We start from the raw sequence: 14,918 nt of genomic DNA on the forward strand, positions 1-14,918 counted from the left end.
AGGGATTCAATTGAATCCCTTTTTCTAATACCTTTTTCAATTTTATACTAGCATTGAATTAAGAAATTTCCCCTGTTTCATGATTATTTTTAATCATAAAATTAGTAAGCATCTCACGAACTTCATCCGTTGACTCTGTCGCCATTAAATCATTTCGTAATTCACTTGCCCCTCTAAATCCCCGGACATATATCTTAAAGAAGCGACGTAGAGGTCTAAATGGACGTGGTTCATATTCTTTGGAATATTTATCATGTAAATCAAGCTGCAATCTTAAGAGATCTAGTAATTCCTCACTACTATGTTCTTTCTTCTCTTTTTCAAAGGCAAACGGATTTTTAAATACACCACGCCCAATCATAACACCATCTACACCATATTGATCAACAAGTTTTAGGCCAGTTTGACGGTCAGGAATATCGCCATTGATTGTCAAAAGTGTATCAGGTGCCACCTCATCCCGAAGCTTCTTAATCTCTGGAATGAGCTCCCAATGAGCATCAACATTACTCATTTCCTTTTTTGTACGCAAATGTATGGAAAGATTTACGATGTCTTGCTTCAATACATGTGTTAACCAGTCACGCCATTCGTCTACTTCCGTATAACCAAGTCTTGTCTTAACACTAACAGGCAATCCTCCCGCTTTTGCTGCTTGGATTAATTCTGCGGCAACCTCTGGACGCCGTATAAGACCACATCCCTTTCCTTTTGGTGCCACGTTTGGTGCAGGGCAGCCCATATTGATATCCAAACCCTTAAACCCTAATTCTGCCATCCCAATACTCATTTGGCGAAAATATTCGGGCTTGTCTCCCCAAATATGGGCAACAATCGGTTGTTCATCCTCTGTAAATGTTAAGCGCCCACGTACACTTTGCTGGCCATCTGGGTGACAATAGCTCTCCGTGTTTGTAAACTCTGTAAAAAACACATCTGGTCTCGCTGCTTCGCTAATTACATGACGAAAAACAACATCCGTCACATCTTCCATTGGTGCAAGTATAAAAAACGGTCGTGGTAAATCACGCCAAAAATTATCTGTCATAATTAAATTCCAATCCTCTCATTATGGGAATTATTACTTTTCCCAAAAATAAAAAAGCAAAGATATCTCTGCCTCTTACACTTATACCATGCTTAAGCACTTTTTATCAACTATCGTAAATTTGGAACATTTTACTTTTTAATAGAAAGAATGAAATGTTCCAAAGAAAATTGATAGTTAATGAAGGTAGATTGGAAAGAAAGGTTATATGGAAATGGTGATTATCTTAAATCTTGTCTCGCCTATTTCGTTACGATAATTAAGTCCATCTCATGCTATGGCTTATAGCTTTGGTTTTCCATACGTTGTTTTATGAAATATTTAAGGAGAGTATTCAGAATTTATAGTGGATAAACAAATATAAGAACTGATATTAATTACAAATGGAGAAGAACATTGTTAAACTATTGGCGCGATTGTGGAGTAAACGTAAATAACTATATTAAACAAATACTATCGCTATGCCTTCATGATTTGAAAGCAAAGAACTTTTTGAATAAGCCGCATTTCTCTACGGAAGAATGCGGCTTCGTGGCATCAATAATTAACATTTTTTTTACTCAGTACCGATTAGTAAATAGAATCACATAATTCCACTTGAACATCTTCAGGTGCATTTTCTAATCGATGATAAAATTCTAAACTCCAATTTTCACGTGCACGCTGTAAACCTTTGTCAGCTATCCATTGATGTAACTTCTCATAACTATTCATGATTGAGTAAATTGGTCCATTGTGCATGGTAGTAGCGTATCTTTGTGGTGGAACAGTAAGGGTAACCATATCATTAGGGATATCGCTATATTCAGATACTTGTACACAAACCCAGTAGCCATCTTGATCATCAGTTGATGCATCAACTACAAAAGCACCTACTTGCCTACCTGAATGTAATACGTTTTTAATTTCCGTAGTTCTTTCCTTAAGTAAAGCTGCTGCTTTTGAGATTTCTTCTTGATATTTATTTCCTTCACAAACGACACGAAATCCTACTAATCGGATTTCTCCTAATTCCTTAATTGCCTTTTCGTCAATACTATTCTTTGACATATAATAGACATCCCTTCTTCTTAATTTCTGTTATTTTTACTATTAAGCATACGTGCAACAGTTAATAAATCGAATTGTACAATACTACTTCAAGATCATCAGGGACGTTTTCATTGATTTCGAATTGTTGATAGAATTCAAGATTCCAACAATCATTGGCACTTTTTATTCTTTTACGAATCAACCATTCCTGCAACCTTTCGTGACTTTTCCTTATTAAGTGTTTATGTCCTTGGTGTAATGTAATTGCGTATTTTTGTGGAGGTACTGTTAATGAGACCATATCTTTAGGAATATCTTCGTATTTAGATACTTGAACACTAACCCAATAACCGTCTTTTTCCGATGGAAACTCCTCTACTATAAAAGCACCTATTTGCTTTCCAGAATTCAATACATGCTTAATCTCATCAGTTCTTCTATGTAGCAAATTGGCTGCTTTCGGTATTTCTTCTTGATATTTATCTCCTTCACATAAAACACGAAAACCTACTAATCGTATTTCTTCTAAATCCTTAATAAAATAGTTATGTTCGGTTTTCCTGTTTTCGCTTTTACCTAATAGAACCTTTAATGAACGTGGTTTTGGTTGGGGTTTAAAATCTTCAATAGGTAAGAGATTTTCAAGAGGTATCGCTTCACTCATACCATTTGCTCCTTTCTATTATAGGTATATAGCAACGAACTGTAATCTCTTTGTTTATGGAAGTGTGATATAGTGCAAACCACTGTCTTGAATCATCAATGATATATTTTTCTTCTGATACAATCCAACGATGGATGATTTCCAAAACTCCCATTAATGATCCGTAGGACTTCGTTTCAATTGTAGCGAATAATCCACCGCCCAACATCTTTTTATCAATAGTAGAATCGCTAATGCTATCAAGCCTTGACAAGGTGGTTATACCATATTCACACCAGTTTTCACGATCGTTTTCGTTTCCATAATTGTAGGATAAATATAACTGACAATTAGCAAAGTCAATTGGTAAATCTGTTTCTAACCATTTTGATAGAGTATTATCAGCATCCGCTTGGGCACTTTCCCCATAACTTTTACTATAAGCAACCCAAAATGGCTCTACCTCTTCTACTTTAGCCATCTCTGGTTTCAGCTGACGTTCTATTGGCAGATATAATTTCATACGTACAAGCTTTTTGTTAAAAGTAATGTACTCTTCTAGATAGGTGTGCGCCCCTTCTGTAAACTGACTTTTCGGTAGCCATTCAGAATACAGTCGATTCCATAATGAAATTATATTTTGTTCACATTCTGCTGATATTGATCCAACCGCATACAGCCCACCTTGAATATTTTTTATTTCCATTCCTTCTATTGAATCATAAATAGATTCTTCCACAGGAACCAGCATTTCATAGGCGAAAACCTCGGTGGAATATTCTGAATTCCCATGGTACTCCGAGTCTATATTCCGTCCAAAATATCTAATTTTCTTATTGTTCATATGCGATTTTTGTATTAAACTTTGAACAATATTAAATGCATCCTTTTCAATTCCTTCGATACAATTGGCTTTATGTTTATAGCTGAATACAGTCATATCCTTTAGACGGAGTACCTTGACATCCGGATATCTATCAAACAAATCGCGCCCCTCGAGGTAATTTACCTTTTCGAATAGATTAATATATTCAAAGCAATAATATATATCCGATTCTTTATATACCTTTGGCGTAACACCTACTATTTTTTTGAATGACTTCGAAAAAGATGCTTGTGATTCAAAACCACATGCCAAAGCAATATCTAGGACTGTATTGTTTGAGTTTTTCAGATGTTCTGAAGCAATGCTAATTATTCTTTTACGCATGTAGTCTTTGACTGGATGTCCAGTAAGAGAATAAAACATCCGATATAAATGTGGAAGTGACATTGAGGCTACCTTTGCTACTTCTTCTAATTCCACTTTGTCCTCCATATGTTCTTCTATAAAATCAATTGCTGCCTGAACACTTTCTATGTAATTCATTATTCACCACCTTTCTAGAAAAAACATACGTTGGATAGATGATTAAGGAATTATTTCCTTACTGTTACTATAACAAACAATTAAATTATACTTTTGTCCATTTTTATCAAATTATAGTACACTCGTTCACGAATTTTAACAAAGATATCTAAATATTATTTTCCTCAGAGATTAACTCAGAAGAATTGTAAAATAATAAATCACAGTAAAGTAACCACCTTAAAAATATCCTCTGTTCCGATCATCGAACAAAGAAGGTACTCTCCTTAGTAAGAAAAGTACCTTCTAGTTAAAGAGATAATAGATAATGCCTTATTTTAAAATATCCACCTTTTCCATAAAGTAACTAACCATTACAAATCATTACAACATTTTTATCAGGATCACTAATATTAAAGAAAGCAAAATCATCAAATTCAATAATATCGGATTCTATTTGATAGCCTAACCCTATTATATATTCAAAGGACTTTTGAATGTCATCCGTATAAAAGTTAAACAGTGGATGTGGTGACGGACTTATTTTTTTAGTTGCGTCTAAAGGACCTGCATCCAAAGTAAGTCCAGTGTATTGATTCATTTGTAAATTATGAACTGGTCTTGAAACTTTTGTTAAGTCTATCTCTTGATTGAGCAATCGACTGTACCATTTGACAGACCTTTCTAAATCACTTACATGGACAAAAACTGTGTTCATCTTATTTCTAATTGGGCTATTCATCTTTTATCTCTCCTTGTATAGTTTATTAATCCCTTTTACGGAATCTATACTTATACAACGAATGAATTAATGAAAACCTTACATATGTTATTAAAAAATATGATAAAAATATTCTGCATTTAAATTTACCTTTAACTCTTTAGCAACCAATCTCATAATATCCCAAGAAAAACAGTAAAATTTCCAATATGTTATTTTATCATCTGCTGTCTCTATGTAATGAACGTTATTCAAGTAAAGCTGATTATCGTGTTTCATTTCTAATTCAATAACTACTGGGCGACCCCATAGCATTTTGTATTCAGATACAATAATATGTTGATTTTTTACAATCTCGTGCCAATCCTTTAGAGAGTTTTTCTTCGTTTCATCAGATCCCAATTCAATGCCAGAGTGAGTAATGTCAGTAACTATATTTTCATCTAATATAGATGAAATTAATTTTGGATCTTTTCTTCTAAACCCTTCCAGTAAAATTTCTATTGCTTTATTAAACGCAATATCCTTTGTGTTCGTTTTAACCTTTTGTGTTTCATTTTTCTCTCCTTTCCGCAGTTTTTCTCTTGCTCTACTTAAATTTGTGTGTATTGCTCCTTCAGTCGTTCCAATAATCTCTGCAACTTCTTTTCCTTTATATTTAAAAGCATCTGATAATATCAGTACAACATACTGCATAGGAGTAAGATTTGACACCAAGAAATCAATGTTTTCGAACAGTTGGAACTCACCTTCATAAGGCACATTCTTTAAAGATTCTTCATTACCTGAGAAACTTATGATTCTTTCTCTTCTTCTTTGATCTATATATAGGTTTGTTGCAATTTTAAATAAATATGATTTCGTTTTTACTGGCTGATATAATTTTGCTATTACTGAAAAGGACTTCAACAATGTATCTTGAACTAAATCTTCTGCATCCCAAGGATTACGCGTTAAACTATAACAATATCTCCACAAATCTGACCGATATGGTTCAATTTTTTCTTTAAAGTCCTTTTCTAAATTTCTTAAATTATCACTTAGATTATTTAGGTTATCGATTCTCAAATTTCTCACCTGCTTAGATATTAATTTTGTATCTCCATCTTTGAAAAAACTGCCCTGTTCGATTACGTACATGGTTTCACAACTCTTTTATATTAACATAAGAGTCTAAGTAAACTGATACTGATATAAAATCCAACCCGAATAGCTTACTATCAAAGATAAATACTTACTTTCAGATAATACTACTTATAGTTCCTTTCAAAAAAAATTGATAAGAAAAAAGAACCGAGGAAGCATACCTGTGATACGTCCACGGTTCTTGATTGATTTCAGTAATGAAACAACTATTGAAAAGATATTGATTTATATTGTTAAAGCATAATTGAAAGAAAAACGATAAAGGTTACACTGTATCGGACTATTAATTAAGGTCATATTAAAACTAACAATAGATTTACAAAGGATTCTCTTTCGCTTATCTGTCCTTGTTCTTTGTTGATAGGACAAAAGCTATCAATGCAAAGCCACTAAAAATCGATGTTGGGATTCCATATCCTAATAGATATTCAGAGGTATAACCAGAGGTTAAAACAAAAATAAACATGCCCAAACTAATAAGTAATATTATTAAAACAAACATAGAGATTCTATTAAGCATACTATTCCTCCATATCTTCTTATTTAGTAACACTGAATCATGATTAATTAATTAAAGTTTGGTTGACAAATAGAACACTTATTAGGAGTAAAATAATCATGTTTTAGAGTTGTTCTAAATAGTTTAAAAAAGCTATTCATTCGTTATCTCAAAAAACTCCCCATTAATTGTTAGATAAGCATCTTCATTTTCCGTTAAATCCACTGCAGAATCCTTAGATATAAATACAACCGTTACTGACTTATCTTCATTTATTTCAACCGGAAAACTTAACCTCTTGCTCGTCTCCCAACCTTCTGGGGCTTGTATCGTAGTATATTCCATCACTTCCACTTCAACATCTTGATAGACTGGCAATTCAACTAATTCAAGTGTCATAGAATCTTTTGGATGGATATTTAACACGAAATAGGATGTATCTCCTTCTTTATAAGTACCTGTTGAATACGAAAGTTGATCGAAGTCGATGTTATTGTTGCATCCTGCCAACATAGTTAACAACAAAACGAGAAAAATACTTTTACTCATTACCTTTCCCACCACGTCTTCACAACCTTTAATTTCTTACCTTTTTTGGCTAACAGAATATTTCGATTTATCTTCATAAGTAACTGTTACTTTACGTATAAATTCACATTCTATTTCTATTAATAGTTAGCTGCTTCTAATCGTTGTTTAATCTTTTCCGATATTTCAGGGTTATCTTTACCATGAAACGTATCATATAAGTCACGCATTGAACCCCTAAAGTGCTCAAGATCCTCATAATATAACTAATTTTGTTTAGCCGATTCTTGTAGATTTCTACATCCTCATCGGAAACTTTCTCCTCTTGTAATGCCTTATCAATAGACCTCGAAATACATTTCTCCCACTTCTGAAATAGGAAGCCTAAAATGGTCAAATTGACTTTGCTTATTAATTGTTTCAATTCTAAAGGATCCTATTAAATCCAAGCCATGCTCTGTTTGAAGCGCCTCCTGCATAATCGAAAGCATATCTCTAACCGAATAACGTGTATCCTGAATTAACAGTAAATAATCATAACCCACCTCAACCTTCATTCTCTTCGCTTCTTTATAAAAATGGGAACTAGTAAAAACCAACACAATCACTAACACACTTAACAACTTAATTATTATGTTTTTTTTCACATTATTATCCCCCACTCTATATAAAAAAATATTTCTTTGAAATTTTCTTGTTCTTTGTCCTAACTCCCCCGTTAACACAACATCTTAATAATTAAATATTAACATAATATTCAAAACAAACATAAAAATAAAGACCATCACACTTGATGATCCTTTATTTCACTATCACACCTGATAGCTTAATAGTAACAGTAATTAATCAGCATTAATAGAATGTTTCCCGTTTTTCTTATACCAGTTCAACGCTTTTACTTCTATTTCTCTAACAAGATGTTCCTTAGTTGCTTCCTAAAATAGCATGTATAATTTAGTTATGTTAGTTTTGAAATTAGGAGGGATTAATGATGATTCAAAGCTCTATAGATAATAAAATCACTGACAAAAATAAACTTAAGATTTTGACATGGAATATTAGACATGGAGGAACAAAGTATACACTAGACAAAATTATTCAATCACTTATCTTTCACAATGCAGATGTAGTAGTATTAACAGAATTTAGAAATAACGATAATGACTTTAATATTGTATGGAGAAAGTACAAAATTATAAAAAGCGTTATCTAACTAGGAATCGGTAAGAACTTCAACAATCTTTCTAGCGTAATGTTACAAAATTTAATAAATTTGTTAGAAAAAATAATATATTTGTTATAATATGAATAGTCAGGAAATATTAGAGAGCGAGGGATAGTGTGTCTGGAATAGGTGTTCTATTAAAATACTATCGGACTCAAAAGAAAAAGACACAAACTGACTTATGTATGGGAATATGTACGCCTTCTTATTTAAGCAGGATAGAGAATAACCTAATTGAAGCTGATGATGAAATTTATAGTCTATTGTTTGAAAGGCTAGACTTATCATATGAAAAAATAATACAGGATAATTGTAATTTGGATCAACGATTAGAAGAATGGTATAAAGACATGTTCTTCCAAAAAGAGTCCAAGGAAAATATTGAGGAACTTAAAGGATTATGTATGATTTCTAGTCCGGATATTCTTATTAAATTCGAAATTACTTATTGTAGATATCTAATATTGACTCAGGATATTGAATTATCACTTAATAAGATTAATAGTCTTAGAAAGTTAAGCATACCCGCAGAAAACAACAGAAATTACTTCTTATATGTTAATGTGCTTTTATTATACCACTTTAGAGTAAAAGAGTATTCAGAAGCGTTGAGAATTGGAATAAAAGCTTCCAACACAGATGGTTTTGAATCTTTAGGAAAAGACTATGAGGTAGGTGCTTTTTATTATAATTTAGCTCTTAATTATAAAAATCTATACATATACGATAAAAGTAGATATTACGCAGAAAAAGCTTTAAGGCTGTTCCTTGATAACTATTATCTAGAATTAGCGATTGATTGTCAAATTCTATTGGGAATTAGTTTTAATAATACTGGGAATTGGAGCGATTCCTTGCGTTCCTATTTAAAAGCAAAACGGTTACTAAACTATTTACCCGAAAAATATCATGACACTTATCTTGGAATGATAGAAAACAATATTGGTTATTGCTATCAAAGAATCGGTGAATACGAAAAGGCAATAAATTATTATTCGAAAAGCTTAATATATAAAAAGGATAATGAACAACTACTTACATTGATTAATTTAGTACATTGTCATCATCTTTTAGGGAATTCTAGTAAATCTAAAAAATTATTGATAAAGTCATTAGGTTTAAGAACTGCTAGTAGACCTGTTAATCTCTCATTACAATTAGATTTTATGAGTTTGATTATACTAGAAGATATTCTTTCTCTAGAAGAAATAATAGAATTGGAACAAATATTTGAAGAGTTAGTTAAAAGAAATTTCCAAGATGCTATTATTCATTACGGTGAGACGTTAGCTAAATTGTTTGAAAAATATCACCACTATAAAAAAGCTGCTAAGGTTTATAAATCCATATTATATACTAATAAGGGGAACTTATCTGGTAACAATCCACGTATTCAGAGAAAAACCAAATATTTCTAAATATATGGTTGAATAATATAGAGGGGAGGGACATTAATGAAAAAAATATTATTAACGTTAGCATTGATGTTAGGGATATACTTTCTTCTGAGTCCGAATCCTTATATAGAAGCATCCATCTTTGAAGAAGATCCAGGTCCAATGGATATTGACTATGATAAAGGAGAATAACTAATAAAACCCTTAAGTCTATTAGATTATTTAATAGCCTCAGGGGTTTTATTAGTTTAGTAACCTAAAACAGAGGTGACTTTTACGTTGTTCAGATCGAAATGTTTACCAGTCCAAACCAACATTTCTGTAGCATTATCTAGGTACTGTGCTGCCGTTCTACTATAACTTAGTCTTGCTTGTGTTGCATAAGAGAAAGATGTCATATTTCGGAATATATCAAAAGCAGCTACACTTTGAGATACAAACATTACCCATCCCGGAGGTCCAGAAAATCCTGCAGCAAACGTTATCATTAAAGTTAATAGTTGCCACCAAGAACCTACCTCAGCATAAGTTTCCGCCATCATATGTCGGATAATATATTCTTTATAGTTATCAATATTTCGTTGGAATTGTGTGAGGCCATCTGCGTTTTTTCGGTTACCAATAGAATTTCCGGTAACCTGTAGGTATCTCTGAGGAGCATAACTTAAAGCCTGAACGGTAAAATTACCATTAAAATTATTCGTATTATAATAATTATCGTATGCACCGTTAGCAGCAGTCAAATGGTTGTCTTCTTCAAGTTGCGCCATTACTTCCTTTGCCATCTTAACTAAATTATCTAGATGTTCTTGGGTGTAACCTTCAGTTTCTTTATAATCTACTTCTTGTAATTGACTTACTTGTTGGCTCAGGTACTTCGATAACGAATCTTCCTGATTCGCGCTTAATGTAATAATGGGTTGGTCCATGCTTAAATTCTCTATTAATTGTGTTGATGGTTTATCCAGTTCGATTTTATTCTTCTTTTCCAGTGCTTTTCCAGTCGATAAATCGTTAATAAATTCTTCGTGCTTGATGGTACTCTTTAAGAAATTCCCATCTAAATCATAGTGGTCTTCGATCATATAAAGTATAGTTTGAACTTGATTACCATTACGAATCGTTTCGGTAGTTGAGTTTACTTTATTATACCCAACTTTTTCCCATAAGCCTTCTTTATTTTTTTCAAGAGTTTCCGTTACGAATGCTTCTGTAATTTTATATTCTTTTAATTCGTCTTTTACAGATGTGGAATCTGCTAAACTGACAGCGGGTCCAATCATAGTGACTAATAGCGTTAATATGACACTTAACTGTAAAGTTTTACTTAGTATTTTCTTCATCCTTTGCAACTCCTTTTTAAATTATAGAAACAGTAAATTTCCGTTATGAAATTCTTTACTCACCCCTTTCCTGAAGTTTTGAAATTTCCTGTCCCTAATTTTATTATACATATTTTTCGCAATGTTCAGATTTAACAAATCGGTACAATTTGACTAGATAATAACGCGACTTTAGGTCAATTTGCGCAACTTTTAAAATGATTAGATATGTTATACTAGATTCCTAGTTTATATTAAAATGATTAGTAATAAAGAGGAGGTAGGGAAGTGATTTATGAAAACAAAATCATTTAAGTATAGGAGTTTGATTTATATTTTAGCTTCTATCACTTTATTTCTCTTGATTCTTTGTCTTGTAGCATATGGGAAGTATACTGATAAAAAAGAAGAATTTGATAAAGTAAGTTTATATTTATATGAATTAGAAGTTGAAACCCCTTTGGAAGCTATTCTAAATTACATTGGAACAGGACCAATCGAACTAGTTGATTGGGATAAACAGGGATTACATGAAGAACTCACTTTTCTTTTTAACAATCTTGATAAAGGGTTATTTAATGTCGATTATCTTGGAACAGAAGTAATTCCTGAAGAAACACTTACACAACTTTGGAACTTACAAAAAATAATACAGATCATCGTTAACGATACTTCAGAAGATAGTATAAACAATGAAACGAAAGAGAGGATTATAAAACTCACCAATGCTATTAATTCCTGTGAAATGATAGGGATTAACAGGAGTTGGAATCAAGTACATTCAGAGTTAGAATGTTTATTGAACAATTATTAAAAAGCAAAGATACCTTGCGAATCGACGCAGGGTATCTTTAATATAAAAGAAAGATAACTTTATAAAATTCATACAGTATTCGGCCTATAGATATGAGGGCTGCCCCTTCCTTCATTATAGAGAAGAATTCATACACTACATACCTTTTCATCCTTGACTAAAAATATAGCCCCTACTTTTGCCTAACTGTAGCAACAATTCTATGCTACAGTTAGGCAAAAGATGATAGGACTTTTTATATTTCAATGTGCGACAATGCATATTAAAACAAGGAATGATCTTCTATTTTTATTAGCACTTTTTATATATGATTTTCATGGTCTTTAGATTCATCTAAAAACTCTTCTAAATTTGGAGATTGATTATATTTAATTGCAGCTTGCTTATCTTTTTTAATAATGGACGTTGTTAGATCAATATGATTTATGCTTGCAATGGCCACAGCGTAATGGATAACATCAACTAGCTCATTTTCTAAAGAAGTATTTCCTGTATTTTCCTTTCGCCCTTCTAACTGGTTTAGTACCTCTGCTACCTCACCAATCTCTTCTACTAATTTCATAAACAAAGCAGACGAAGTGCGTCCATTTTGTATTTTAGAGCTAGGTAGCTCTGTAACTCATATAATGTTAATTGCTTCGTATTTTCTTTGTATTTTCCCATTTTAATACTCCCCCTACAAAATTAAGCATCATCCCTAATGAAGCTGATATTATTTAAACGCTTCTGCCTATCAATCGAATAAATTGTACAAAAAAGGCGGTTAATCCTTCTTGGATTAACACTCCTGATAGTTTAAGTGAGAGTAATCACAAATTTATTATTTAAAAGCCACAGCTTTAATTTATTTTATCCAGACAACTCCCATTGCCCAACCCATATTATAGAATTGGCATCCGGGCAACAACTTTCCATATAAATCGTAATAATCTTGTTCAGATAGATACTTATCTGAGGCTAAATGCTCAAGCCATGATTTAGAAGTGTTGTGTTTAAAAACTCTAATCGCATTTTTCATTCCAAATTTCAAACAATGGGGTAAAAAATCTTGGATTGCTCCTAATACATAAACATAGGTAGGCGGAGTCTCGACCTCAGATACATTATCAAGAATAACTATTCTTCCTTCCTCATTCAACAGTTCCTTCATTTGCTGTATCACGCTGGGTATATCATTCAAATGATGAAATGTTGTTCGACTTACAATAAAATCAAACTTCTCATTAAAATTAAGTTGTTCTGCATTCATATTTAAATAAACCGTATTTGTTAGTTGACGCTTCGATTTGGCAAGATTAAGCATCTCATTAGAAATATCAATCCCTATAACTTCATCATAATAACTTGCTAACTTCTCCACTAACAAACCCGAACCACAACCGATATCTAATGCCCTGCCTTTCTCTGGAAACATATTAGACAAAGAGAATGAATAATCATTTAAAAGAGCGTTCACGAAGTCGTATTCTTCTGCAACTTTATCAAACTGTGATTCTGCTGTATTCAAAAAAATCCCCACTTCCTAATTTCCTTATATATTAAATATATACTAAGAGTTCACTCTATAACTAATTGAAATAACTTACTTATTCCTTTCCCACTTTTCCGGCTCTAAAATGCACGTTTTCCCCCCCTCTTTTTCCAACTGTTTTTTCACCTTTTTTCTATGTTGCGTAATGGAAAGAAGAAAAAACCGAGTAAAGACAAGGGATGAACATAAAAAAGACCCGGAAATCGGAAATGTTTATTTTCACGAAAACCGGATCTGAATCGGAAAATGTTTATTTTAATAAGGGATTGTTTATTTTAAATAGACAACCTTCTCTCCAACCAAACCACACTCTCAATATGCATGCTCTGTGGGAACATATCTACTGGCTGGACTTCTTTTGTTTCATATCCACCGTCTTCTAAAATACGTAAGTCACGTGCTAATGTTGATGGATTACAAGATACATACACAATCCGCTTCGGACCCATTTCAATCATGGCATTAAGCAATCCTTCATCACAGCCCCTGCGTGGAGGATCTACTACAATGACGTCCGGCCTTAATCCCTCTTCCTTCCATCTTGGCATAACTTCTTCAGCAGTTCCTACTGCAAATTCGACATTAGTCATTCCATTTAGCTTCGCATTCACCTTTGCATCCGCAATCGCCTCCGGAACAACCTCGACACCATAAACCTTTTTAGCTTTCTGTGCTAAGAAAAGAGATATCGTTCCAATTCCACAATATGCATCAATGACCGTATCTTCCTCATTAATTGCAGCATATTCCAATGCTTTCTCATAAAGTCGTTTCGTTTGTGTCGGATTCACCTGGTAGAAGGATTTAGCCGAGATAGCAAAGCGAACCTGCCCAATTGAATCATAAATATATTCTTGTCCCCAAAGCACCTTTGTCTGATCCCCTAATATCACGTTGGTACGTGCAGGATTAATATTATGGATGATGGACTTTACGTTCGGATATGTCTCGGTCAACTCACGAATAAACTCATCTACATGAGGTAAGTTCTTAGTACGCGTAATTAATACAATCATCGTTTCCTTTGTTTCTTGACCAGTTCGGACCATAATATGACGCAAGACGCCAGTATGACTTTTCTCGTCATAGGCTTCAATCCCTACCCGATTGGCAATTCGTCTTACAGCTTCTACCATCCGATCATTCAAGTCCTCCTGAACGACACATGTGTCCATATCATCAATGATTTGATGGCTTCGCATTTGATAGAATCCCGTAATCAGCTCTCCATCCTTCTCTCCAACTGGAATGGAAACCTTATTTCGGTATCGCCACGGATCCTCCATCCCAATCGTTGGGTGTACCGGAACATGGTCCAAATGTGCAATTTTATGCATCACATTTTTAACCTGTTGCTGTTTCATCGCTAGCTGGAGATTGTAGCTCATATGCTGAATTTGGCAGCCTCCACATTTGTAGAAGACATCACAAGGAGGCTCGACCCTCTCTGGACTCGGATTTTTCACCTCAAGAAGCTTCCCAAAGCCGAAGTTTTTATTTACTTTTACTACCTTAACGGTTGCTTCCTCACCAGGAAGTCCATACGGTACAAATAATGGATAGCCATCTATTTTTCCAACGCCGTTCCCTTCATGGGTTAGATCCTCGAAACGAAGGGTGATGGTATCATTCTTTTTCACTGGTATAGCTTGTTTTGCCATTTA

General features: G+C 33.3%; 17 protein-coding genes. 4 read left to right on the top strand and 13 right to left on the bottom strand.

Annotated features, from left to right (window positions below; all coding sequences use genetic code 11):
* Positions 1–58: 58 nt before the first annotated feature.
* The 9 genes from KI338_RS13010 to KI338_RS13050 all read right to left on the bottom strand — a co-directional run bounded on the left by KI338_RS13010 (position 59) and on the right by KI338_RS13050 (position 7,612).
* On the bottom strand, positions 59–1,048 hold the full coding sequence (locus KI338_RS13010; RefSeq protein ID WP_212921441.1) for a tRNA dihydrouridine synthase: 990 nt from the start codon (positions 1,046–1,048) through the stop codon (positions 59–61).
* 570 nt (positions 1,049–1,618) lie between these two features.
* Positions 1,619–2,098, bottom strand: coding sequence for a GyrI-like domain-containing protein (locus tag KI338_RS13015; protein ID WP_212921442.1), 480 nt, complete (start codon positions 2,096–2,098; stop codon positions 1,619–1,621).
* Positions 2,099–2,159: 61 nt separating this feature from the next.
* Positions 2,160–2,744, bottom strand: coding sequence for a GyrI-like domain-containing protein (locus tag KI338_RS13020; RefSeq protein WP_212921443.1), 585 nt, complete (start codon positions 2,742–2,744; stop codon positions 2,160–2,162).
* A complete protein-coding gene (locus KI338_RS13025; RefSeq protein WP_212921444.1) occupies positions 2,737–4,092 on the bottom strand; it encodes an AraC family transcriptional regulator in 1,356 nt (451 codons plus the stop codon). The genes KI338_RS13020 and KI338_RS13025 overlap by 8 nt, the downstream gene beginning before the upstream one ends.
* A gap of 346 nt (positions 4,093–4,438) precedes the next feature.
* Positions 4,439–4,813 carry a VOC family protein gene (locus KI338_RS13030; protein WP_212921445.1) on the bottom strand — a complete coding sequence of 125 codons (375 nt, stop codon included), beginning with the start codon at positions 4,811–4,813 and terminating at the stop codon, positions 4,439–4,441.
* 90 nt (positions 4,814–4,903) lie between these two features.
* Positions 4,904–5,932 (bottom strand): RNA polymerase sigma factor, encoded by a 1,029-nt coding sequence (locus KI338_RS13035; protein WP_212921446.1) that lies wholly within the window; start codon positions 5,930–5,932, stop codon positions 4,904–4,906.
* Positions 5,933–6,275: 343 nt separating this feature from the next.
* Positions 6,276–6,458 (bottom strand): hypothetical protein, encoded by a 183-nt coding sequence (locus KI338_RS13040; protein WP_212921447.1) that lies wholly within the window; start codon positions 6,456–6,458, stop codon positions 6,276–6,278.
* A 132-nt stretch (positions 6,459–6,590) separates the two neighbouring features.
* Positions 6,591–6,986 (bottom strand): hypothetical protein, encoded by a 396-nt coding sequence (locus KI338_RS13045; RefSeq protein ID WP_212921448.1) that lies wholly within the window; start codon positions 6,984–6,986, stop codon positions 6,591–6,593.
* Positions 6,987–7,303: 317 nt separating this feature from the next.
* Entirely contained in the window at positions 7,304–7,612 is a 309-nt protein-coding gene (locus KI338_RS13050) for a hypothetical protein (RefSeq protein ID WP_212921449.1), read from the bottom strand.
* 341 nt (positions 7,613–7,953) lie between these two features.
* Here KI338_RS13050 and KI338_RS13055 point away from each other — a divergent pair, with 341 nt between their 5' ends.
* The 3 genes from KI338_RS13055 (at position 7,954) to KI338_RS17865 (ending at position 9,779) form a co-directional block, all read left to right on the top strand.
* Positions 7,954–8,178 carry an endonuclease/exonuclease/phosphatase family protein gene (locus tag KI338_RS13055; protein WP_212921450.1) on the top strand — a complete coding sequence of 75 codons (225 nt, stop codon included), beginning with the start codon at positions 7,954–7,956 and terminating at the stop codon, positions 8,176–8,178.
* A gap of 128 nt (positions 8,179–8,306) precedes the next feature.
* Positions 8,307–9,608 (top strand): helix-turn-helix transcriptional regulator, encoded by a 1,302-nt coding sequence (locus tag KI338_RS13060; protein WP_212921451.1) that lies wholly within the window; start codon positions 8,307–8,309, stop codon positions 9,606–9,608.
* 36 nt (positions 9,609–9,644) lie between these two features.
* Positions 9,645–9,779 (top strand): hypothetical protein, encoded by a 135-nt coding sequence (locus tag KI338_RS17865; RefSeq protein WP_280530753.1) that lies wholly within the window; start codon positions 9,645–9,647, stop codon positions 9,777–9,779.
* Between the two features lie 56 nt (positions 9,780–9,835).
* Here the strand turns inward: KI338_RS17865 and KI338_RS13065 are convergent, their stop codons facing one another.
* Positions 9,836–10,930 (bottom strand): hypothetical protein, encoded by a 1,095-nt coding sequence (locus KI338_RS13065; protein ID WP_212921452.1) that lies wholly within the window; start codon positions 10,928–10,930, stop codon positions 9,836–9,838.
* Positions 10,931–11,204: 274 nt separating this feature from the next.
* Between KI338_RS13065 and KI338_RS13070 the strand changes: the two genes are divergently transcribed.
* Positions 11,205–11,723 carry a hypothetical protein gene (locus KI338_RS13070; RefSeq protein WP_212921453.1) on the top strand — a complete coding sequence of 173 codons (519 nt, stop codon included), beginning with the start codon at positions 11,205–11,207 and terminating at the stop codon, positions 11,721–11,723.
* 301 nt (positions 11,724–12,024) lie between these two features.
* Here the strand turns inward: KI338_RS13070 and KI338_RS13075 are convergent, their stop codons facing one another.
* The 3 genes from KI338_RS13075 to rlmD form a co-directional block, all read right to left on the bottom strand.
* On the bottom strand, positions 12,025–12,285 hold the full coding sequence (locus KI338_RS13075; RefSeq protein WP_244853619.1) for a MazG nucleotide pyrophosphohydrolase domain-containing protein: 261 nt from the start codon (positions 12,283–12,285) through the stop codon (positions 12,025–12,027).
* A 282-nt stretch (positions 12,286–12,567) separates the two neighbouring features.
* On the bottom strand, positions 12,568–13,230 hold the full coding sequence (locus KI338_RS13080; protein WP_212921589.1) for a class I SAM-dependent methyltransferase: 663 nt from the start codon (positions 13,228–13,230) through the stop codon (positions 12,568–12,570).
* A 299-nt stretch (positions 13,231–13,529) separates the two neighbouring features.
* Positions 13,530–14,915 carry a 23S rRNA (uracil(1939)-C(5))-methyltransferase RlmD gene (rlmD, locus tag KI338_RS13085; RefSeq protein WP_212921455.1) on the bottom strand — a complete coding sequence of 462 codons (1,386 nt, stop codon included), beginning with the start codon at positions 14,913–14,915 and terminating at the stop codon, positions 13,530–13,532.
* Positions 14,916–14,918: the final 3 nt, after the last annotated feature.

Origin of the sequence: Ornithinibacillus bavariensis (assembly GCF_018333235.1) — a bacterium.
Lineage (GTDB): Bacteria > Bacillota > Bacilli > Bacillales > Amphibacillaceae > Ornithinibacillus > Ornithinibacillus bavariensis.

Excerpts from the sequence above, each read along its gene's own strand:
- KI338_RS13045 (WP_212921448.1), bottom strand. The coding sequence starts at position 6,986 with ATGAGTAAAAGTATTTTTCTCGTTTTGTTGTTAACTATGTTGGCAGGA.
- rlmD (WP_212921455.1), bottom strand. The coding sequence starts at position 14,915 with ATGGCAAAACAAGCTATACCAGTGAAAAAGAATGATACCATCACCCTT.
- KI338_RS13010 (WP_212921441.1), bottom strand. The coding sequence starts at position 1,048 with ATGACAGATAATTTTTGGCGTGATTTACCACGACCGTTTTTTATACTT.
- KI338_RS13070 (WP_212921453.1), top strand. The coding sequence starts at position 11,205 with ATGAAAACAAAATCATTTAAGTATAGGAGTTTGATTTATATTTTAGCT.
- KI338_RS13025 (WP_212921444.1), bottom strand. The coding sequence starts at position 4,092 with ATGAATTACATAGAAAGTGTTCAGGCAGCAATTGATTTTATAGAAGAA.
- KI338_RS13015 (WP_212921442.1), bottom strand. The coding sequence starts at position 2,098 with ATGTCAAAGAATAGTATTGACGAAAAGGCAATTAAGGAATTAGGAGAA.
- KI338_RS13055 (WP_212921450.1), top strand. The coding sequence starts at position 7,954 with ATGATGATTCAAAGCTCTATAGATAATAAAATCACTGACAAAAATAAA.
- KI338_RS13030 (WP_212921445.1), bottom strand. The coding sequence starts at position 4,813 with ATGAATAGCCCAATTAGAAATAAGATGAACACAGTTTTTGTCCATGTA.
- KI338_RS13040 (WP_212921447.1), bottom strand. The coding sequence starts at position 6,458 with ATGCTTAATAGAATCTCTATGTTTGTTTTAATAATATTACTTATTAGT.
- KI338_RS13020 (WP_212921443.1), bottom strand. The coding sequence starts at position 2,744 with ATGAGTGAAGCGATACCTCTTGAAAATCTCTTACCTATTGAAGATTTT.
- KI338_RS13065 (WP_212921452.1), bottom strand. The coding sequence starts at position 10,930 with ATGAAGAAAATACTAAGTAAAACTTTACAGTTAAGTGTCATATTAACG.
- KI338_RS17865 (WP_280530753.1), top strand. The coding sequence starts at position 9,645 with ATGAAAAAAATATTATTAACGTTAGCATTGATGTTAGGGATATACTTT.
- KI338_RS13075 (WP_244853619.1), bottom strand. The coding sequence starts at position 12,285 with ATGAAATTAGTAGAAGAGATTGGTGAGGTAGCAGAGGTACTAAACCAG.
- KI338_RS13035 (WP_212921446.1), bottom strand. The coding sequence starts at position 5,932 with ATGTACGTAATCGAACAGGGCAGTTTTTTCAAAGATGGAGATACAAAA.